The sequence below is a fragment of the Mucilaginibacter gynuensis genome, assembly GCF_039541195.1.
Lineage (GTDB): Bacteria > Bacteroidota > Bacteroidia > Sphingobacteriales > Sphingobacteriaceae > Mucilaginibacter > Mucilaginibacter gynuensis.
The window spans coordinates 49934-71869 of sequence record NZ_BAABFT010000011.1 but is presented as its reverse complement, the minus strand read 5'-3'; the positions used below and the strand labels follow the sequence as shown (position 1 = coordinate 71869).

Below are 21936 nucleotides of genomic sequence, written 5' to 3'. Positions count from 1 at the left end.
TTATTAAAATTCAAGACTAAAAGAAATAATATATACCATGGAAGAACAAAATGAGAACCAGTTAAATATTGAACTTTCGGAAGAAGTTGCGGAAGGCATTTATTCTAACCTTGCCATTATTACGCATTCAAACTCCGAGTTTGTGCTCGATTTTATACGCCTGATGCCGGGCATTCCCAAGGCTAAAGTAAAATCAAGGATCATATTAACGCCGGAGCATGCCAAAAGACTACTGACCGCTTTAGAAGATAATATTGAAAAATTTGAAAGTATAAACGGTCGTATTAAAATACAACCAGCCCACCCCGAATTTTCGATAAACTTTGGTGGCACCATAGGTGAAGCATAAATCTTGTATAACAAGACTAAAATGTTGTAGCCGAAACGAGCAAGGTTTTGTAGTTAGGATAGCATATAGATATTTTTAAGAATGCAAGAATATAATATCAATAACAACGTTTTATTACAGTTAAGTGTAAAAGCTTGAACTAAACAGCACTAAAAAGTCGGTCGACCAAATTTTAACAAACTTAATAACATTGGATGCAATGAATTTACTATTGTCAGCAATAATTAATTTTTTAATTTTAACGCCTCATAATGGCAATAATCAACTCTTAAATAAATCGTCCCATTTTGATCAGCATGCTAATGTTAACTCCAAAACGATTAGTCTCAAGCATTTGCGCTCGTTAAAAACGGCAGTAAAAGGATTAAGGTATCACACATTAGAGTTTGGTGAAGGTGATTGGTATTATGACCCTAATGATCATACCTCAAAGGACAATACTGGAACTATTATAGTTTCTTCAAATGGCAGTCGTTACAAACGCATCTTAAATGATTCAACAATAAATATTGAATGGTTCGGCGCTGATAAAACTGGATTAATAGATTGCAGTGACTTGATTAGAAAAGCACAATCATTAGGAAATGTTTACTTTCCAAAAGGAAGTTATCTGGTGTCGACAGTAGACTTAGTTTCAAATAGAAAGTATTTTGGCGATGGTATAAATAAAACATATATAAAGTCTAATTATCAAAAAAAGAAAATCAAGTCGACATTCGCGATATCAACCTACGATTATGATCAAAGCGGTCACTCCGTTCGGAATATTGAAAATCTGGAAATTTTTAATTTGACTTTTGATTTTAATTTTAATGGTGGTTGGATTGACTTCTTTGCTCCCATTCAATTAAAAGGGAAACCTGGCAATTTCATTAGGAATATTAAATTATATAATCTTTCGTTTATGGATAGTGCTAAGGTGATTCATCCTGACTTAACAGGAGGAAAAGGGAAGGATGCTTGGTGTATAAATTTAAGCTCTTTTGCCGATTCTACTACCGATATTTCGATCGAAAACTGCATCTCGAATGCAGAATCACATCAATTTGTCGCAGGCGGTGGTAGCGTACTTAAAAGGGTCAAAGTCAAAGGTAATAACATTTTGCGACCTAAAGCTAACGGAATAGCGTTTACAACAGTATCAGAAAACAAAGTTGATTTTGAAGATTTTGAAGTTTCAAATAATACAATAATAGACGCTGACGGCAGTTCTATTCTATTTGGTCATGATCCCAGTCCGGTGCAAAGATCTGTAAATAAACAAACCTTCTCAAATTTTCGGATAATAGACAATATTATCACTATTGGGAACTACAGAGTGTATGGGAAAAATTATAGAAAAGAAAACTCCTTCCCGTATGTGATCAATATTAGTGGAGGCGAACCGTACTTAAAAGATGTTATTGTTAAGAATAATAAAATCGATATCGCTCAAGATTACAACGGAAACGATATTTTTTTGGGAAGGCTTCAAGCTTTTAAATATAATAGAAAACCGGTACTTATTTCTAGTGAATTTGTACAGCCGGTTTTAAACAAGGCGGTTACGATTTCAATAAATAACGTAGAAAACAAGAATAAAGTTATTTTTCAGCCCGATGCTTACATAGCTATTAGTACTGGTGGAATATATAAAATATTGAAAGTAAATAAAGATAACATTGAAATTCAGTTGCAAAATATCGGGACCTATACTGAACCAGGGGAAACTATTAAAGCCAATAACAAACTTTTTTTTCTAGGTGGCATATTAAAAAATATTAGTTTTATTGACAATAAAATTACAGGAAAAATTCAAGTCAAATTTACTGAAGATGGAATATTAGATGGGTTAAATTTTAGTGGCAACAATAAGACAACAATAATAATGAAATATGAAAGCGGCTTTATAATCAATGCACTGGTCGAAAACAACAGTCAATTAAGTGTGGTAAAGACGGCGGGGTTTTTCAAAGGAAAAATCGGAACTAACATATTTATAAACAACAAAAACTTGATAAAAGGCTTACAGATTAAACCGACTATATCAAGATTGACTGGATTCGCTGATCAGACACAAATTACTCAGTAATTAACATAGATCTATTTATCAATTTCATATATGCTTCAATAACAATTTTTTCGTCGAAACGAGATGTGGCAATTTTTCTCGATTCTTCACCAAAACTATCTCTTTGGTCTTTGTCCAAATTTATAAATTTGGTGAATGCAGCAGCCAAGGAAGCACTATCTCGCACAGGTATAAGATATCCATTTACTCCATCACGTACCACTTCACGACATCCTACATTATCAGTAGTGATAATCGGTTTTGACATAGCAGCAGACTCAATAAGTGATTTGGGAACTCCTTCGCGATAATAAGACGGATAAACGATTGCGTGAGCCTTACTTATTTCGCGTTGGATAAAATCAGAAACACCTAGATATTCAATTACCCCCTCATTGACCCATTCTTCAACTTCTTCTTTTCTTATAGCAAGTTTATCGCTGTCAAAAGGTCCCGCAAGCTTGAATGTAACTTTAGGATAAAGATTTTTAATAAATCTTGCTGCGTTTACATACTCTTCAACCCCTTTTGCTCTTGAAAGCCTGGCAAACATTAAAAATACGGTATTCTCATCGGATGGAGCTTCAAAAAGATCCGCTTTAAAATTATCCATATTTACTCCGGATCCTTCTATCAAAATAGCTTTTTCAAGATTTATAATTTTATTTTTTACAAAAAATTCTAAATCTTCATTATTTTGGAAAACAACCTTCTCGCTCTTATTTAACGCCCATCGATATAACTTAGTTACAAGGAATGCGATCAATTTCCGATTTCCAGAAAACGGCCCCGCTAAACCCGTTATATTAGGAATAAATGGAATTTCTAGAAATGCAGCAGCCAAACTAGCGTAAACTAAAGGCTTTGCATTGTAATGCAAAGCAAAACTTATGTTATATTCTTTATAGATTTTAATAAATTCATTAAACAACATTAAGTCTTTAATAGGATTCACACCTGTTCTTTCTAAATGGTTAACTGGTACAAAATCCCACCCTTCTTGAGAAAGTTTAGCTCCATAAGAGTCGTCTGCTGCAATTAATATTGGATCATAGCCTGCATTTTTAATAGCTATTGCAAGCCCTCGTCTAAAATTGTATATATTCCAAGCGATATTTGTAACAATAGCTATTCTTGGTCTTGAAGACATAATTATTTAAATAATGTTGTTTTGAATTTATTCCAAAATTCAAATTTATGCTGTTTAATATTACTGAAGGAATAAATCTTGGATTTTTCAAAATTATCTTTAGCCATTTTCTTTAATAATTCTCGATTATTAATCACGTAATGTATTTGCTTAGATAAAGTTAAATAATCGCCTGGGGTGTGCAAATGGTCTTTGGCTAAGAGTTCGGGTGTTCCAGCGACACTTGATGCCAATACAGGACACGCTCTGCTCATAGCTTCAATAACAGCTCTTGGGAGCCCCTCATGTTTTGACGGATGAAGATATAGGTCCAAACTATCCAGAAATTCAAAGACTGCATTGCCAGATGACAATTTTCCTAAAACAATAACCTTTTCCGTCATACCATTTTCAGCAATTTTTTTTTCTAGCCACGTACTGTCCCCCTTACCTACAAATACTAACTCAAAATCAGGTACTAAATTTTGAATCTCCTTCAAAGCTAGGATGGCTTCTAAATGTCCTTTATATTCAACATTCAAAGTGCCTATTAACCCTATCCTCAACTTATTTTTTGATTTCTCTAAGAACTGTATGTGAGATTCAAGTACATTCGGATCAAAACGGTCCGGTAAGACTACATTAGAAGCAAACCCTGAATAGCCATTTGTAGGATAGAGCTTCTGCAAATAATATTCAGTTACATAGATAGCAAAAGGCGCAGCTTTTAGGGCCTTTTTCATTCGATAAAAGGTAATATATGCCATTAGTTTCCCTTTTACAGAACCATGGTACCAATAAGAATCCCAAGCACAACCTACAACTTCAACTGCAAATGGTTTTTTAAGTTTTATAGCCTCCTTAATGGCAAACAATCCCAATTCACTAGGCAACCTAATTATTACACCATCATGTTCTCTAATGCAATTGATAAGTTTTTTGTCGGAAGTAAAAAAACTTTTAACATAATTTTTGAAGAGGCGCTTATTTTCAACAAAGGAAAATCCCACACCCGATCGACTACTTATATCTAGCGATTCGACAGATATATTATTTGAATCGGCTAAATTTGCAAGAATGGTCAAATTGTCAAAAACTTGAAAATACGGTTCCCAAGCACGTTTACCAAAGACACCAGAACTATAGAACAAGCCATTTTTTTCGTAATAAGAGTGATCGTAAATATGAAGTATCTTCATTTCATGTTAATTAGTTGTATTTATAACCTCTTTAAATTTTCGAAAGTATTGATTGCTAATTTCTTCTGATGCAAACGCTTCCGCACGAACCGCCCCAGCCTCCTTAAGTTTTTTTCTCAATTTATCATTAAGAATTACCTCTCTTAAGCTTTTTGCTAAATCTTCTGAACTTTCGACTTGACACAAAACACCATTTTCATTATGTTTTAAAATCTCGTTAGGCCCAAAATCACAATTAGTTGAGACCACAGCACAATTGCAAATCATAGCTTCTGTGAGAACATTGCCGAAACCTTCCCAACGCGACGATAAAACAAAAATCTCGGCTTTATTAAAAAATTTATAAGGGTTTGATTGAAATCCTAGAAAATGCACTCTATTTTCTAAGCCTAGAGCACTTCTCTGTTGTAATAGTTGTTCTTTATCTTCGCCCACACCCAATATCCACATATTAAAATCTATTTCATCTTTTATAATGGCTAACGCATCCAAAAGTACGTCAAAACCTTTTTGTTTGTTCAGACGTCCGCACGCTATCAATTGTATACTTTGTGAAAACGTAATGTCACCAATTGGCTCTTGGGATTGTACTTTATAAGACGGATCATATCCAGCATTATAAATTATTTCTATTGCACTCGTTACTTTTAACTTTTGAAGTAACTCATCATGGACACCCCGACAAATAGCGATAACTTGATTTGCATGTTTGTATAGCTTAGGAATTAAACGCAGAAAAATCTTACCTCTAATCCCCTCACTTGATAAATTTTTAATCGGCGCATTTTGACAAAGAATTGTTATCGGTGGAAAATTAGAACTGGTCTTTTTTATAAAACAGAGCATTAAATTCTGTGGATCCATAATCGAGATAACGCCCTTAGGATCCAATCTATGTATCAATTCTTTTAATGGGCGATATGATTTAATTAAACTTAGAAAAGAAGAGTTAATGCCTATTGTTAAATAATGTATATTAATCTGAGCCGGTAATCGCTCTTCATAACCACCACCATCCCTGGTAAGTGCTAGATGAATTTCAAATTCGTCAAAATTTGCATGTGAGAGCACTCGCAAAAGATGCATTTCCGCACCACCACCACCAAAACGAGAACAGAAAAATAGAAGTTTGGTTCTAATCATGAGTTGAATTTATATTATTTTCATTAACGTGGTATGCTCCCTTGTATCTTTTTAAAACAGTATCTTTATTAAATAACTCAGACGCTACCTTGAATCCATTGTTACTATATTCCTTCAAAAGATTTCTGTCACTAATCAAATTTTTTAATTTCTGAGTATAGATATCATATCGCGACATAGGAACCACCTCTCCTGTTTTATATTCTGCTAATATCTCATTGGCACTGCATACATCAAATGAAATTACTGGGGTACCGCAGCTTATTGCTTCAATCATACATCTTGCAAGTCCTTCCTTATTTGAAGCTATTGCAACAAGATTACTCATCTTATACCATTTATCTACATCAACTACATGTCCGACAAATTTAACCAAAGATTCAAGTCCTAAGCTTCGAACCTCATTTAAACAATCGGCCGCATACGAGTTGCTGTTTATATCAAAATCACCAATGAAGTTGAAGGTTATATTGTTGGTGTCGCGAAATTTAGATACAACATTCTTGATAAAAAGCAATTGAGCTTTCTTAGCATTAAATGCAGCTACATAACTGACGACAAACTCTTCTTCTGCAATCTCATAATACTCTCTTAGCTTTTTAGATTCTACTGTGTTTACAGGATGAAAAACTTCTTGATTAACTATACTATAAGTAACTACAACTTTGTCAGAATTACTTCCTACTAATAATTTATTAACGACAAATTCCTTCATTTCTTTAGATAGAACAACTATAACATCCGCCTTACTGGCAATGTACTTCCATTTTTTTAATGAATATAACTCATCAGCAGATTTCGTGTCTCTTAAGTTAAATATTACTTTAACTCCGGCAAGCAAACCACCATAATACGAGCACCAAAACCCCTGTATATCATTACAGTATAATGTATCTATTTTGTTACGCTTTAACATTCGGTATGCAGCCAAATTAGATTTTAGCAAATCAAACAATTTTATAATTTTGAAAGGCGAAGAGCTTGTCCCTCCCCACTTGATTGAGGTCACCTTTATTATCCAACGCCTGGCTTCCCATCTCACATTAAATGGTCCATGTATGTTAGTAATAATGTATGGTACAACTGATACATCTTGTTCCATAATCTGAGACATACTATTAACACCTCCGTTTGAATGATTTTCTGTTTGATATATAGAAAATAGAACACGTTTTTTCATGGGTCAATTATTTAGTACATTAACTATATTGTTTTTTTAATGCCTTCGAATTTGTGTTTTTCTTATCTCGCAGGTCGGTCATTGGTCTTTCGAAATATTTAAATAATAATATTGATATACTTACGGATATTATTACGTAAATAATAAAAGACACTATTGAAGAAAATGCATTTGTATCAAAATCTTTAATTATTGGAAAATTTGATTTTCTCAAAGCCAACACAAAATTTAAAGAGAAGGTTATGTGCGTTAAATAAATTGAATAGGAGCAAATGCTAACCTTAGTTATCAAACTAGAAATGCTAGTGTATTTAGTGCTATTCCAAGAGCTAACTAATGGTAAAAGGGCTGCAAATGCAACATTAATTATTGTAAAATACAATGACCTGGAATAAAAATCCGTGAGATGTCCCGGAGTATTGTATTGGTACCAATAATGGTGTACACAATGAACTAAAAGTATAAAAGCAGCAATTGCAAAATGAATTGAATATTTTTTAAAGAAAACGGGTCTATAAAAATTTACCCAAGCAAACAATACCCCCCAAACAATTGAGTCCAATCGAAATAGAACTATACATCGCATAATAAACCATGACAAATCAGTAAAATATGCACCAACTAATCGAAAAATGAACCCCAGAAAAAGCAAAACTAATATGCTAATTAGCGATTTGTTGCTCGTTTTGACTCTAAAATTGAATCTGTCAATACAAAAAAAGGTGACGATGAATACTATAGGTAGTGTCAAATAGAACCATTCCTCTACAGCTAAGCTCCAGCTCTCGAAAAAAAAGTCAATTGACGGTTTATACGCAAAATTTTGACAAAAGATGAAGTAGAGATAATAAGAAGGACTTGTAAAAAGGTGTTTGCCTTTTAGCAATGCGACCAAAGTCGTTACGATAATAATTAAATAATAATTAGGCAGTGTACGAAACCAGCGTCTTTTCCAAAAATCTTTCAAAGAATTGACATTTAAGCCTCCGTCTTTTTCGCATATCTTTATGAGAATCCCTCCGATCAAAAATCCACTTAAAACAAAGAATAATTCTACCCCAAGAAAACCACCAATTGTAAAATTGCTTTGCTTATCTTTTAAAATGGGCGAAATGAGAACTCTTCCGTGGGAAATTAGTACCAGAGATATAGCAATGAATCTCATAAGATCTAGGCCAAAAACTCTTCCAGATAACATACCGATATGAAACAATTTGTTCATTAAAAAGTAAATAAGTTAATAATTAATATGATTCCATTTATAATCGAAGACAAAAAATTAAAACTGATTCTAATAATATCTTCGTGCAACTAACTTTTTAAAATCTCCTTATTTTTTGGCCATAAGAAATACTTATAATTTTCCAAACCAAATAATATTTGGAAAAATTTTATATAAACTTCATAAACTTAAGACCAACAAAAATTAGCAATAATTGCTGCAAAAGACTCCCTAAGTTTAATGAGTTAATAGATGCGCCGCTTAAGAGAAAGATTAAATATACAGCGGCAATTCCTGGCGCCCAGTAATAACTAACAAAAAAAGTGGTTATTATTTTAAATAATCGCCCCCAAAAAAAGAACAATATGAGCCCCCAATATGAAAAGTTCCAATAAACCTCCCCCTCACTTCCCAATGGAATAGACCATCCGACATGAAAAATCTTCTTTCCGGTATAGTAAGCAACAGTATGTGGTTTATCTTCCCAAATAACTCTAGGTATGTAAGTAGTCAATATTGAAGCAAAACTCAAACCATAAATATAATCTTCTTGTTCAGGAACTTTTCCAAATACAGCGATATACGGCTTTTCTCCTTGCCTTTTCGCGCCTTCACTTATTGCATATTCTAAATTGTCTTTAATTTTTGAAAATGAAAGAACACTTAAATCAGTCTGAGATTTTTTACTTGTAACTGATGAGCGCAATTGTCCTAATGTTCCAAATAACAGAAAGGCGATTAATCCAACTAAAATAATTGTAGTACTTGGGACTCGTCTATTTCTCAGTATCCAAGCACTTAAAAATAAAAAGACAACATTAAATAAGCTTGTCCTTGAACCTGATCCCAAAAACCCAGCAAAAGAAAATAACACCGCACTGCCTAAAAAAATTGGATTTCGTATTGAATTCTTCGGATCTGATATATACCAAACTAATGGAATAAAATATAACGTCCTTAAAAAAGAAACAAAAACTGTTATACCTTCTAAAGCTTGACGTCTACCTCCCTCCATACCCCAAGAATCAATATAGGCCTTAACCCCACCTTGCGATATAAAAAATCCGAAAAAAAACAACGTGGCCACGCCAGCAGTTAAGTAAATTCTTGTTATTGGAACGTTAGTATAAAAGTTGTAAACACGAGTAATACGAATCTGTGAAAGGTAATATCCCGCATATATTAATAATATAGAAAGGATTCGAAATATAACATATTTAAAATTAGCGTCAACGGTTGTATTAAAATCCTGAATTAGTGACGACTTGAGAAATCCTGTATCGTCGCTGTTAACATAAAAAAACGATAAAGGATCTTGTAATTTTGCCCTTGCAAGGGCGAGCAATGCTGGAAATGTTAAGGGATGGAATAATCCGACTGTATCAAATTTGAAAATAATAGGTGATAATATCAGCAAATTTAGCAACGAGTTGAGAAGTACAAATATAACCTCTTCAGTAAACACCAGTTCGCGATTTAATGAAAATACCAATGGAAGAAAAAATTGATATATTATCCAATAACCTAGTATTGCCCGTCTGATAAAAACAGGAATATCTACCAAAGGGTTCGAGTTAGATAATTTTAAATTATCCATACGGCTTATTTGAAAATATTTCTTAAACGCAAAATACTATTCAATGGTAAAAATTTCTTCTTTATCAAAAAAAGTATAAAAGCACGAAAGTGTGATTTCTGAGTTTTTAAGATTACATAATAATATTCAAACTCTTTATAATTGCCATCTCTGTACTTTTTAAGAGCAACGGTATATATATCCTTGCATGTTTGCTTATCGGGGCGTCTTAATGCAAAAGCTTCGGTGCCCAAAATATCTATATAGTCGTAGCCATACTTCTTACGCATCTCCGCACACTGTACTGAAAAACTTGAGTAAAACCGCTGTTTCACTTTTTTCAAATGATTGTTTCGGACGGAGTTCTCATCATCGTTTATTCTCCTGTATAAAATTTCAGGAACAATAAAAAAATTGGATTTAAGAGAAAGCCTACACCACAAGTCACGGTCTTGCGCAAATTTGAAAAACTTCCTATAACCTCCAACTTCCTTGTAAAAATCAATATTAAACATAACCTCACCATGGCTAAAAATATTTCGTTTTAATAAACTATTAAAACAGTCATCACCAGCAGAAATCTTTTCATTATATAAGCCGATTCTCTTGCCGCCTTTATAATTTTCCCAAAAGCAACCAACCACAGATAAATTTGGCGTTGCTGATTGAAATGCTTGTACTTGCTTCTCAATCCTTTGTGGATAAGAATAGTCACCCGATCCATGAATTGCTATATATTTACCAGAGGCTAATGAAACGGCGTGAATTAATCCATCCACAAAACCCAAATTTGATTTATGTGAAATGAGTTTTACGCGGGAATCGCGATCTGCAAATAACTGAAGTTTGTTTAACGTATTGTCCGTTGAATGATCGTCAAAAATAATTATTTCAATATTTTCGTACGTTTGATCTAGAAGGCTTTGGATAGATTCGTCAACAAAGCTTTCTCTGTTATAATATCCAGTAATTATACTTACTAATGGATTGGGGATCATAAGTTTAAATCTTATATTATTCTTTGTTCTACCTCTAAATCAACATCGAAGTTATTCAAAACCTTCTCTTTTACATGTGTGATGAGATCAATGATATCTTGTCCAATTGCGTCGCCCATATTTATAATAAAACCAGCATGTTTTTCAGATATTTTAGCTCCTCCAATCTGAAATCCTTTTAACCCGAGTTCTTCTATCATAGGGCCAACGAACTTGCCAGGAGGCCGTTTAAACACACTTCCTGCGTTAGGATATTCCTTGGGTTGTTTACTCCACCTTGCATTTCTGATTGCCGTCATCTTATTTGAAATCGTGATAGTATCAGAAGTGCGCAAATGAAGTTTGGCTTCAGTTACTATCAAATGTGTGTTTACTTGAAAATAGCTATTACGATAGCTAAAATCCATTTCTTGTTTCGTTTTTTGTGCAAAAGAATTTGTCGTGGGATCGTAAAATTCAACTGAAGATAACAAGTCTTTTATGTCTTCCCCTCCAGCACCTGCATTCATTACAATCGCTCCTCCTAGAGAACTTGGTATATCAAAAAACACTTCTAAGCCAGACAACGATTTATCTAGTGCAAATTCACTCAACTCTAACATAGAAGCACCAGATTCGGCACATAAAAACCCACTATCGTCAAGTGATATGTGATTGAAGTTGCCGGAAAAAATAACAAAAGACTCATCATAATAAGATTTGGATAGAATAATATTATTACCACCACCTAAAATAATTTTATTCTCATCATTTTTCAGACTGAAAATGTCACTTATATCATTTTTGGTTTCAGGGAAATAAGCTATCTTACAAATTGCAGGAATGCGGTATGAATTATAGTCTGTTAAATCAAAGTTATTATAGACTCTCATATTTTTCTTTCGGCTTTTTTCTTTTAATTTTTTCAATAGCGATATCAAAGTCTTTTTTCGAAAACTTTAAAATCTCTAAAATTGGAATTTGAACTTCCTTGGAATAAAAATGCAAAAATAATAGGGCAGAAATAATGTAACTTATGGTAGTTGATATAGCAGATCCCCTAGCCCCTAAAGAAGGATCCAATATAATATTAAGCACAATATTTAGTAATAGCGCAGGAACCATCGCTTTCATTGAAATCCATGGTTTACCTCGCCCTGCCATATCCATATTTAAAACTTTGAAAATGGTTAGTAATAGTATACCGGGCAAAAGGTACTGAAGAACACTAGCGCTTTCAACGAAAGCTTTGCCAAACATTAGTAATACGACAAACTTTGACAGAACTAATAGGACAATACTACCAATAGCAATTATTATAATTGATAACCTCAAAAGTAAGTGTACTTTTACCGAAAACTCTCTACTATTTTTCGAGTTTGCACTACCTGCAAAAACAATCGTACTCAACATCATAGGAATTTGCCAAAGCATTTCAATTATATTTACGCTCTTGGAATAAATTCCTAATTGATAGTCTGTCGACATTCTGTCCAAAATGATAACGTCAACCCGATAGTTTAAATTTATTACTAACAAAGCAATGGCATAGGTAACTCCAAGCGATAATAGCTTTACTATGATTTCCTTATCTATGGACAAGGTAAAATATTTATAGAATTCGTTTTTCCTCAACATGATCAGCGCCATCAGTAGCGGCCCCATTACGGCTGATGCCATGGCGCCTACAATACCCCATTTCGCCAATATAACCAGTAAAACTGTTGCAATCAGGACGAAAAATATTGGAAGCCAATTAACTCTGTTGAATTGCTGTATCTGGTTTTTTCCTAAAAAAAGCCCAGAGTTATAGTCCACAAACAAACTAAATGGAATAGGCATAATCGCCAAGAATACCAATAATAAATTGTCGCCAGAACTAGAGAAATAATGAATTAAAAAAAAGCATATAATTATGCTTATAAAAGTACTTAACAACCAGATATGAATTATTGAACGTTTCACTTTTTCTTCCGGGTATATATTTTTTCCCACGTAGAATGCTGTGGATTGTCTAATTCCTAATGCCCCGATTGTCATAAACAATGACGGATATACTGAAATAGCCGCTATTATACCATTATTAGCAGGTCCTAGCCAGCGAGCGATAATTATTGACCTGACAAGTCCTAGCACAATAACTAATACCTTACTAGTCATAACACTAGCAAGATCTTTCACAAACTTACTCATGCTGAAAAAGAGATATAGAAACTCCTAATTCAGATAGCTTTTTCTCTAATTCATTATAACCTCGTAAAGCCATTTCAACATTATAAATTTCAGACTCACCGTTTGAAAGTAAACCTGCCATAACTAGAGCCATACTACCTCGCAAATCCGTGGATTGCGCAATAGCAGATTTTGCGCTTTTTTTACCAATAATTGTTATAGCACCTTTTTCCCACTTTAGCTGATCCGGATAAAACTTACTAAGTTCTTCGCAATACTTTAATCTTTCAGGGTATCTATAATCATAAACTCTGCTAATTCCATCAGCGTATAATCCAAGAAGAACGTAGAAGGGCTGCATGTCAGATATAATGCCCGGATGTGTACCACAAGATACTTCAAATGGCTGTATACTTCCATTTATTAAACACTCTGGTGAAACAATGATATTATTCGAATTTCTGTACAAGTCGATCCCTGCTTCCTTGAGATGTATTAGAGGAATTTCCATCGTAGAAAACGGCACATCTTCGATTGTTATTTTACCCCCTGATAGAATTCCGTAGACAATCCAAGTAAGCGCTTCAATTCGATCAGGCATAACTCGGAAATTAGAACCGCGAAGATGTTCGCTTCCATGGACTTTAACAAAACTATTACCAACAACATCAATTTTTGCACCGGCGACCCTCAAAAATTCGATAAGATTTTCTATTTCTGGAGAAATATAGGCATTCTTAATAATTGTCTCGCCATTAATACTAGCGGCACAAATCAATGCGTTCTCAGTTCCTCCAATAGTAGAGATAGGAAAATCAATCTCCCCTGCTACAAAGCCATTAGGCGCCTTTATTTCAATAAAATCAAGTTTTTCAGTAACTTCTGCTCCAAGTTTTTGCCATACCATTATATGCAAATCGTAACCTCTACTTCCAATTTTGCAACCTCCAGGATAGGGAATTTGAGCAATGCCAGACCTTTTAATGAGTCCGGCAGCTAATAAATACGTTGTCCGAATAGGATAATCATAGTCATCAAGTAAATTATTTTTGAAATCTGATACATTGATAACGAGGGATTGCTTTTCTTCATCAATAACAATTAGCCCACCATTTTTAGTTATAAAATCAATCTTATAACGAGCATCAACTAACTCGGTTGGGAAGTTCTCTAATGTGACAATGTCGTCACAAATTAATGAAGCTGCAAGCAAGCGTGTAGCAGCATTTTTAGCCCCACTTACCTTAACGGAACCATTTGGAATTTGCCCGCCCTTTATATATGCCTTTAAGTCCTTTTTCATTTAAATTTCAGTTATATTTTCAGTAATTATTTTTGTTCACCATCTTTATAATAATCCTTGAACCAATCAACAAAGTTCCCAATTCCCTCATCTATAGTCGTACTTGGCTTATATTTTAAATTATTAACAGTTCGGTCAATATCTGCGAAAGTTATCTCTACGTCACCTGGTTGCATTGGCAAAATTTCCTTGATAGCCTCAATGCCTAATTTTTTTTCAATTACTTCAATAAAATCAAGCAATTTCGCAGGTTGATTATTACCTAGATTGTAAATAGTATATGGCGCAGAAGATCCCGAGGATTCCGCGACCTCAGCATTATAATTAGGGTCACTTACTGGAGGATTGTCAATAGATCGAACAATACCCTCTATAATATCGTCTATGTAAGTAAAATCACGTTGCATATTTCCGTGATTAAAAACCTTTATTGACTCACCGTTTAAAATTGCTTTGGCAAATAAAAAATAGGCCATGTCTGGACGGCCCCATGGTCCATAAACTGTAAAAAAACGTAAACCAGTAGTTGGAATCCCGAATAGATGACTATATGTATGCGCCATCAATTCATTACTCTTTTTTGTCGCAGCATAAAGCGATACTGGATGATCAACGCTATCGTTTGTAGAAAAGGGGGTTTTTTTATTTAATCCATAAACACTTGAACTACTAGCATACACTAAATGTCCCGTTTTTTGGCTCCGACAATTTTCTAAAATATTTAAAAATCCAACAATATTGCTATTAATATATGCCCGGGGATTATCAATGCTATATCTAACTCCTGCCTGGGCTGCCAAGTTAACAACAACTTCAAATTTGTATTTTTCAAATAAAACTTCTAATGCGTCTGAATCTTCCAGATTCATTCTTATAAATTTATATTTATGATATTTCAAACTTTGAACTTCTTTATGCCATTCTATTTCACTCTTGGCAATACCTGAATTCTCCAAGCGAGAATATTTCAAGTTCACGTCATAATAATCATTAATACTGTCTATACCAATGACTTCATCCCCCCTGTTTAAAAGGTATTTAGCCAAATAAAAACCAACAAACCCAGCCGTTCCGGTAACTAAAATTTTCATCTCCTGATTATATGAAATTTGTATTGTTAAATGAATTAGTTATTTTTTCTTTTTAACAGATCGGATAATTCTCGAAACCAATGAAGTTTTAGTTTGGTCGTTTTCAGAATAATTTCCGTAACCGTAACCGTAACCATAACCATAACCGTAGCCGTACCCGTAACCTTTTGATATTTCTATATCATTAATAACGATTCCCATCTTTCGCATCTTTTTATTTCTATAGATATCATCAGCTATTAAAAGCTGTTCTTTAAAAGTATATTTATGCCTAACTAAGTACAATGTTAAATCAGCAAATTTACTCAACAACTGAGCATCTGTTACCAATCCTATTGGAGGAGCATCCATAATTATATAATCAAATTTATTTCGTAACTCGATCATCAATTCCGACGTTTTGCTATTCAAAATTGTTTCAGCAGGATTCGGAGGAATAGGCCCCGAACTTAATAAATGTAGATTCTCATTTTCAGAAGATACTTGTATTATGTCATCCAATGAAATATTAGATGTTATCATATAATTAGTAAATCCTGACTTATTGGGCATATTTAATTTCATTGATAGAGTTGGCTTTCGAAGATCGAGCTCCATGAGGAGTACCTTTTTGCCAGATAAGGCTAACATCAACGCTGTATTAATAGCCACAAATGACTTACCCTCACCAGACATACTCGATGTTAAAAGAATAACTTTCTCATTATTTTCAGATGACAAAAAGAACTGTAAGTTGGTACGTAACGCTCTAAATTGCTCAACTATGCTTGACCTTGAAGTACCTGTTACGACAACATTATCACTTGCTTGATGATGATTAATTTCGCCAACAATAGGAATTGATGTTCTTTTAACTATGTCCTCCTTGTTAAGAATCCGTCTATTTAGTAAAGAATTTAGGGCAATAATTGTTATTGGAATTAAGAGTGCCAAAAATGCTGCCATTCCATAGACGATATTTTTCTTTGGGGTGTAGGGTAATAGTTCAGATTTTGGTAAATCAATTATTCGAGAATTGGAAAAATTTGATGTCTTAGAAATCGCAGTTTCTTCCTTTTTTTGCAATAAATAAAGGTACAATTGCTGTTTAATTTGCTGCTGGCGATCCAATCCTCTGAAAGCCCTCTCAAGAGCAGGGACTTGACGTATTTCACCTTCTAACTTACCTTGAGTCTTGCCGAGTTGGCTTTTATTTATAATTAATGATTTTCTCGTGTTATAAACTGTTTGGAGCATATCAGCTTTTGTTTCCTTAATACGATCATTTAAACTTTTCACGTAAGGGTTTTCAGAAGTTGATGATAACAACAGCTTATCTTTTTCTATTAACAGGTTATTATATCTATCTATTAAACCTGCAAATACAGCATCCTGAGGTAAAAGTGCGCCTGGAATTACTCGCACTCCGGTATCCTCATCTTCCATATAATCTACTAAAGCATCTATTACGCTGATTTGCGTATTTATTTTAGATAACTCATCGCTATACAATCCAGAGTTAGTAACAAGTAATCGAGACTGTTCTCCAATATCTGCTAGCTTTTTATCTTGCTTAAAAGATTGAACATCACCTTCAATATCACCTAATTCGCGTCCTACAATTATTAATCTGTTATTTATAAATGATATTGTGCTGTCCGCAATTTGATTTTTATTCTCAATGTTGTTTCTAACATAAAGTTCAATAAGCTTGTTTAATATGTCTTCTCCTTTTTTCGGTATAGAGGTCTTTAAAGAAATATTGACCAATGTTGTGGATTTATTTGGCACTTCAACAGTTAAACTATTAGTCATAGAAACTACTGTTTTGTCAATTGAATTAACAAAGAACGAATAGCCATCGTTACTTATTGGGAATCTCTCATTTCTAACTAATCGAATAACGCCAATACCGTTGACAAACAGCCCATCATTAAACTTAATATCTTTCTCAATTTTGTCTTTTGAAATATAGTCCTCATAGCTAATGTGTAAAAGATCCTTTTTGATAAACTTTAATTCAAAATTTGTGGCCATGATTGAATCATTCTGAGTAACTAACTCTACAATAAAGGGTGCCTTATAAGTTTCTTTTTTGTTTATTGTTTCATTTCTATAATAACTAATATTAAGTTTCAAATCTTTAGTAACTTCTTCCATCAACGAGCGCGATTTAAGCACTTCGATTTCATTATCAACATTATTCTTGACGTCGAATATTCCGTTCAGTTCACTTGCAACACCACCGATTCCCATACCACTTCCACCGGTTTTATCATCTTCAATAAGTATTTGCGCGTTTACATTAAACATAGGGTCAGTATATTTAATAACAAAATATCCACCTACTAAGCATATGATGAAACTTATCAATATTAACCACCAATTATGTAAAAGTTTTCCTACATAATTTGTTATAATATTATCCTCTTCCAAGTGTTGTTTTTCAGAATGATTATTTTGGCTATCCATAGAGTTTAGGATTTTATAATTTTGTAATTATTAATACAAGCGCTGTTAATACAGATACTGCTATGGTTATATACCTTGTTCTCCCGGCATCAGAAGAAGCCAATTTATTTTTATTTGGTTCGACGTATATGACATCGTTCTGTTTCAAATAATAATACTCACTCTTAAAAATATCAGCAGATGTGAGGTTTAACCTGATAAATTGTTTACTTCCCGCGTTATCTCTAACTAATAATACGTTCTCTCTTTTACCATAAATTGTCAGATCGCCCGCTAAACCTAAAGCATCTAGAACAGTAACGCGTTCATTAGGTAGCAAATAGGTTCCAGGTCTAACAACTTCGCCAATCACAGTGATTTTATAATTCACAAATCTGATTTGAACGGTTGGGTCCTTAAAATATTTCGAAGCCTTTTGCCTAATCAAGTCTTTTGCGCCGTATGTGGATAGCCCCCCAACTTTTAAAGCACCAAGCATTGGCAATTCAATTTCGCCATTTTTATCAACCAAAAAACCTAGTGCTTGTTGATTTCCAGAATTGCTAGCCGTGCTTGCACCTATCGCAGCACTAGCCACAACCTGATTGACGGCAGCTGTCCCAGCTGGATCAATTGTCTGAATGGAAATATTCAATATATCATCCGGCTGAATTAAAGGCTCTACAAATTTTATTTGCTCAACAAGCCTTACAGAGTCATTTAACGTTTGGAAGTATGCAATTTTTTTGTTAGAAGAGCATGATGTCAATAATGACATGAAAAAATAAAAAATGGTGAAAGCTTTGAAAAGCTTTAAATAATAGTTCATAATTACAAAAATTAGTTCATTAAAATTTCCACAATGTAGAAAAATAAATTATGCTATTATAGGCATGAATAAACGGTTAACAGTTAGGCGAAATACTTAAAATCATTGATCGTTAAAATCATGAATTTCACCATTAACCACAAAGCCAATTAATAATCAGATTTTGAAAAACTAATGTTTATTAACTGAAAGCCCAACGCTTATTCACAACAGATATAACATTATTTACTACTATTAGAACAATAATTCCAACAGATTCAATGAAATGTTCGACTAGATAGATATGTAAAAAATTATCCAGATGCATTGATATTGCTTCTGGATAATTAAAATATTATTTAACAGCTTCTTTACCAATAACATAAACTTTGAAACCAATCTCAGACAATTTTGCCTGATCAAGCAAGCTTCTTCCGTCAAATACGAAAGCTGGTTTCTTCATGTTATCGTAAATCTTTTTCCAATCGTAATCTTTAAACTCATCCCACTCTGTTAATACAGCAATGGCATGTGCATCTTTACAAGCTTCGTACGGATCTTCAACTACAGTAAGATATTGTTTGTTCTTTTCAGAGCTACGTGTTTCCAAATAATCCAAATCTGAATATACCTGGCTTGCCGGTACTTTCGGATCGTAAACTGTAATACCTGCCTGCTCGTTCAACAAGTCATCAGCTACATAAATAGCGGCCGACTCACGGGTATCGTTAGTATCCTTTTTGAACGCCCAACCCAGGAAAGCGATCTTTTTGCCTGACACAGTATTGTAAAGTGTTTTTACAATGTTGTTAGCAAAACGACGTTTTTGGTGATCGTTCATGATAATTACTTGCTCCCAGTAATCAGCAACCTCTCTTAAACCATATGATCTGGCAATGTAAACCAGGTTCAAGATGTCTTTTTGGAAACATGAACCACCGAAACCTACTGATGATTTCAGGAATTTAGGGCCGATACGGCTATCGGTACCGATTGAACGGGCTACCTCTGATACATCAGCACCGGTGCGCTCGCATAACTCAGATAATGAGTTAATAGATGATACACGTTGTGCAAGGAATGCGTTAGCAGTAAGTTTTGATAACTCAGATGACCAAAGATTAGTAGTTAACACTCTTTCTCTTGGTACCCAACGTGAGTAAATATCAACTAATGATTGTACCGCATCCTGACCTTCAGGAGTGGTATCACCACCAATTAATACACGATCAGGTGCATGTAAGTCTTCGACAGCAGTACCTTCAGCCAAAAACTCAGGGTTTGAAAGTATCTGGTAGTTTACACCGTTACCGGTATTTTGAAGAATATTTTTTACAGCTTCGGCAGTACGTACAGGCAGCGTTGATTTTTCAACTACTATTTTATCAGTGGTTGAAACACGGGCTATCTGACGTGCGCAAAGCTCAATGTATTTAAGATCGGCAGCCATACCTTTACCAGAACCGTAAGTTTTGGTTGGCGTATTTACCGAAATGAAGATCATTTCAGCTTCGTCAATAGCCTTATCAACTTCGGTAGAAAAGAAAAGGTTTCTTCCGCGGGCTTCAGCCACTACTTTATCCAAACCTGGTTCGTAAACCGGGATCTTTTCAGTATCCGGATCATTCCAGGCATCAATACGGGCCTGATTTAAATCTACTACAGTTACCTGAATGTCAGGGCATTTTTGTGCAATAACAGCCATAGTTGGGCCACCTACATAACCGGCGCCGATACAGCAAATCTTCGTTATTTTTTTACTCATAAAAAATTAATGATCAAATACTTTGTTTATATTTTTTACTTTGATTAACTACTGAATACTATACGTATTTTTCCGGTCTTGGCAACCTTCACAGATCCGTTATATAGCAAGTGTTAGCTTCAACTACATAAATTTAACTTTCACAACCGGCAAATGTATATTTTAAAATATGGCACTAAAATATTAAAAAAAATATAAATTAATCATTTTGAAATTGTTTTTTTTAAAAATATTTTAAAAACTTTCATAAAAGCAATACCTTGTACGTATTAGATTTACTTTGGTTCGCCTAATATCTAAATAATTGATATTAAAATTTTCAATTACTTAGCTTATGAGCAATATTCCAGATTTGTTTAAACAGATCGATTGTATGTGTCAAATATAAAGTTAAACTTCTAGCTATTTTCACGATTATCCAAATTGATTTAAAGCCAATTGTTCTAGCATGAAGATGTCCAGCAAAATAACAACTTTAGGAATAAAGACTCATAACATCAAATGGGACTTGTTATCCACTACACTATTTGCAATCGGCCTGGCTTCTGGTATACTGTCACCCATAATAGATCCCGGTAAGTTTTGGCTATTCGCATTTGCAGGATTAGCTTATCCAATATTTTTGGTTGCCAACCTGCTAATATTTATATGGTGGAGTATGAAAAGGAGCGCACTTCTATTTATACCTGCGATGGTGATCTTAGTAGGATTAGGGTTGGTATCACACCACATTAAAACACCGGGTTCAAATAAAATCTTGCCCAAACACGCATCCGCCATGCGGATCATGACCTGGAATGTACACCATTTTCAACCATTAAAAGGAAAATCTAAAATACTAACACATCAAATGCTTAAACTTATAGATAGTGTCAATCCGGACATTTTGTGTTTGCAGGAGTATTATGATCAGACTAACAGGCGCATAGATATTACAGATTCAATAAAGCGAATCATGCATACAGAGTATGCTTACTTTCAGCCTGTCAAAAAAAAATATACCGGTATCGCCATTTTCTCGAAATATCCAATTATCTATAAAAAAAATCTCAACAACAGTATGACAGCATGTGATCAATGTATAATTGCAGATATATTGATACATGGCAGGGTACAGCGGGTATATGCCTTGCATCTGCAATCGTATTTTCTTCCATTAAAGCAAGCCGGACAATCAGATCTGACCTATGCCGCAAGCGTTGTTAATTCATTAAAAATGGGCTTTATTAAAAGAAGCCGGCAGGTTAACCAGCTAAGTAAAGAGATTCGCACCAGCCCCTACCCTGTTATACTGACGGGCGATTTTAACGATCCGCCGGCCTCATATACTTTCCATAAATTATCAAAAGGGCTAATCAATACTTTTAAAGAACAGGGCTCGGGCTATGGTTCTACTTACGCCGAATCATTGTTACCTTTTCAAATAGACTATATACTGGTGCCTAAAAACACACAGGTACAGCATTACCGGGTGGTGCGCCAAAAACTGTCTGATCATTATCCGGTTGTTGCCGACATCAGCAAATAAGATCCATATCCTAT

At 34.1% G+C, this 21936-nt stretch carries 17 protein-coding genes; 3 read left to right on the top strand and 14 right to left on the bottom strand.

The window, feature by feature from the left end:
* The first annotated feature begins 37 nt into the window (after positions 1-37).
* Together ABD894_RS19075 and ABD894_RS19070 are read left to right on the top strand one after the other, a co-directional pair.
* Positions 38-349, top strand: coding sequence for a DUF3467 domain-containing protein (locus ABD894_RS19075; protein ID WP_345212668.1), 312 nt, complete (start codon positions 38-40; stop codon positions 347-349).
* Positions 350-548: 199 nt separating this feature from the next.
* Positions 549-2420 carry a hypothetical protein gene (locus ABD894_RS19070; RefSeq protein WP_345212667.1) on the top strand — a complete coding sequence of 624 codons (1872 nt, stop codon included), beginning with the start codon at positions 549-551 and terminating at the stop codon, positions 2418-2420.
* Here the strand turns inward: ABD894_RS19070 and ABD894_RS19065 are convergent.
* The 14 genes from ABD894_RS19065 to ABD894_RS19000 all read right to left on the bottom strand — a co-directional run bounded on the left by ABD894_RS19065 (position 2410) and on the right by ABD894_RS19000 (position 20394).
* Positions 2410-3549 (bottom strand): glycosyltransferase family 4 protein, encoded by a 1140-nt coding sequence (locus tag ABD894_RS19065; protein WP_345212666.1) that lies wholly within the window; start codon positions 3547-3549, stop codon positions 2410-2412. The two genes, ABD894_RS19070 and ABD894_RS19065, sit on opposite strands and share 11 nt — an antisense overlap.
* Positions 3550-3551: 2 nt before the next feature.
* Entirely contained in the window at positions 3552-4727 is a 1176-nt protein-coding gene (locus ABD894_RS19060; RefSeq protein WP_345212665.1) for a glycosyltransferase family 4 protein, read from the bottom strand.
* 6 nt (positions 4728-4733) lie between these two features.
* Entirely contained in the window at positions 4734-5870 is a 1137-nt protein-coding gene (locus ABD894_RS19055) for a glycosyltransferase (protein WP_345212664.1), read from the bottom strand.
* Entirely contained in the window at positions 5863-7050 is a 1188-nt protein-coding gene (locus ABD894_RS19050) for a glycosyltransferase (protein ID WP_345212663.1), read from the bottom strand. Before ABD894_RS19050 ends, ABD894_RS19055 begins: the two co-directional genes overlap by 8 nt.
* Before the next feature lie 19 nt (positions 7051-7069).
* Positions 7070-8272 carry an acyltransferase family protein gene (locus ABD894_RS19045; protein ID WP_345212662.1) on the bottom strand — a complete coding sequence of 401 codons (1203 nt, stop codon included), beginning with the start codon at positions 8270-8272 and terminating at the stop codon, positions 7070-7072.
* Positions 8273-8441: 169 nt separating this feature from the next.
* A complete protein-coding gene (locus ABD894_RS19040; RefSeq protein WP_345212661.1) occupies positions 8442-9869 on the bottom strand; it encodes a hypothetical protein in 1428 nt (475 codons plus the stop codon).
* A gap of 5 nt (positions 9870-9874) precedes the next feature.
* A complete protein-coding gene (locus tag ABD894_RS19035; protein WP_345212660.1) occupies positions 9875-10846 on the bottom strand; it encodes a glycosyltransferase family 2 protein in 972 nt (323 codons plus the stop codon).
* Between the two features lie 11 nt (positions 10847-10857).
* Positions 10858-11754: a UDP-N-acetylmuramate dehydrogenase gene (gene murB, locus ABD894_RS19030; protein ID WP_345212659.1), complete on the bottom strand. Its 897-nt coding sequence runs from the start codon at positions 11752-11754 to the stop codon at positions 10858-10860.
* Complete coding sequence (locus ABD894_RS19025; RefSeq protein WP_345212658.1) at positions 11705-13018, bottom strand: oligosaccharide flippase family protein; 1314 nt, start codon at positions 13016-13018, stop codon at positions 11705-11707. Before ABD894_RS19025 ends, murB begins: the two co-directional genes overlap by 50 nt.
* Positions 13011-14300: a UDP-N-acetylglucosamine 1-carboxyvinyltransferase gene (locus tag ABD894_RS19020; RefSeq protein ID WP_345212657.1), complete on the bottom strand. Its 1290-nt coding sequence runs from the start codon at positions 14298-14300 to the stop codon at positions 13011-13013. The genes ABD894_RS19025 and ABD894_RS19020 overlap by 8 nt, the downstream gene beginning before the upstream one ends.
* 26 nt (positions 14301-14326) lie before the next feature.
* The gene (locus ABD894_RS19015) at positions 14327-15391 is read right to left on the bottom strand and encodes an NAD-dependent epimerase (RefSeq protein WP_345212656.1); all 1065 of its coding nucleotides are present in this window, start codon (positions 15389-15391) and stop codon (positions 14327-14329) included.
* A gap of 39 nt (positions 15392-15430) precedes the next feature.
* A complete protein-coding gene (locus ABD894_RS19010) occupies positions 15431-17842 on the bottom strand; it encodes a GumC family protein (RefSeq protein ID WP_345212655.1) in 2412 nt (803 codons plus the stop codon).
* A 13-nt stretch (positions 17843-17855) separates the two neighbouring features.
* Complete coding sequence (locus ABD894_RS19005; protein ID WP_345212654.1) at positions 17856-18650, bottom strand: polysaccharide biosynthesis/export family protein; 795 nt, start codon at positions 18648-18650, stop codon at positions 17856-17858.
* A 334-nt stretch (positions 18651-18984) separates the two neighbouring features.
* Positions 18985-20394 (bottom strand): UDP-glucose 6-dehydrogenase, encoded by a 1410-nt coding sequence (locus ABD894_RS19000; protein WP_345212653.1) that lies wholly within the window; start codon positions 20392-20394, stop codon positions 18985-18987.
* Between the two features lie 658 nt (positions 20395-21052).
* Here ABD894_RS19000 and ABD894_RS18995 point away from each other — a divergent pair.
* Positions 21053-21922: an endonuclease/exonuclease/phosphatase family protein gene (locus tag ABD894_RS18995; protein WP_345212652.1), complete on the top strand. Its 870-nt coding sequence runs from the start codon at positions 21053-21055 to the stop codon at positions 21920-21922.
* Positions 21923-21936: the final 14 nt, after the last annotated feature.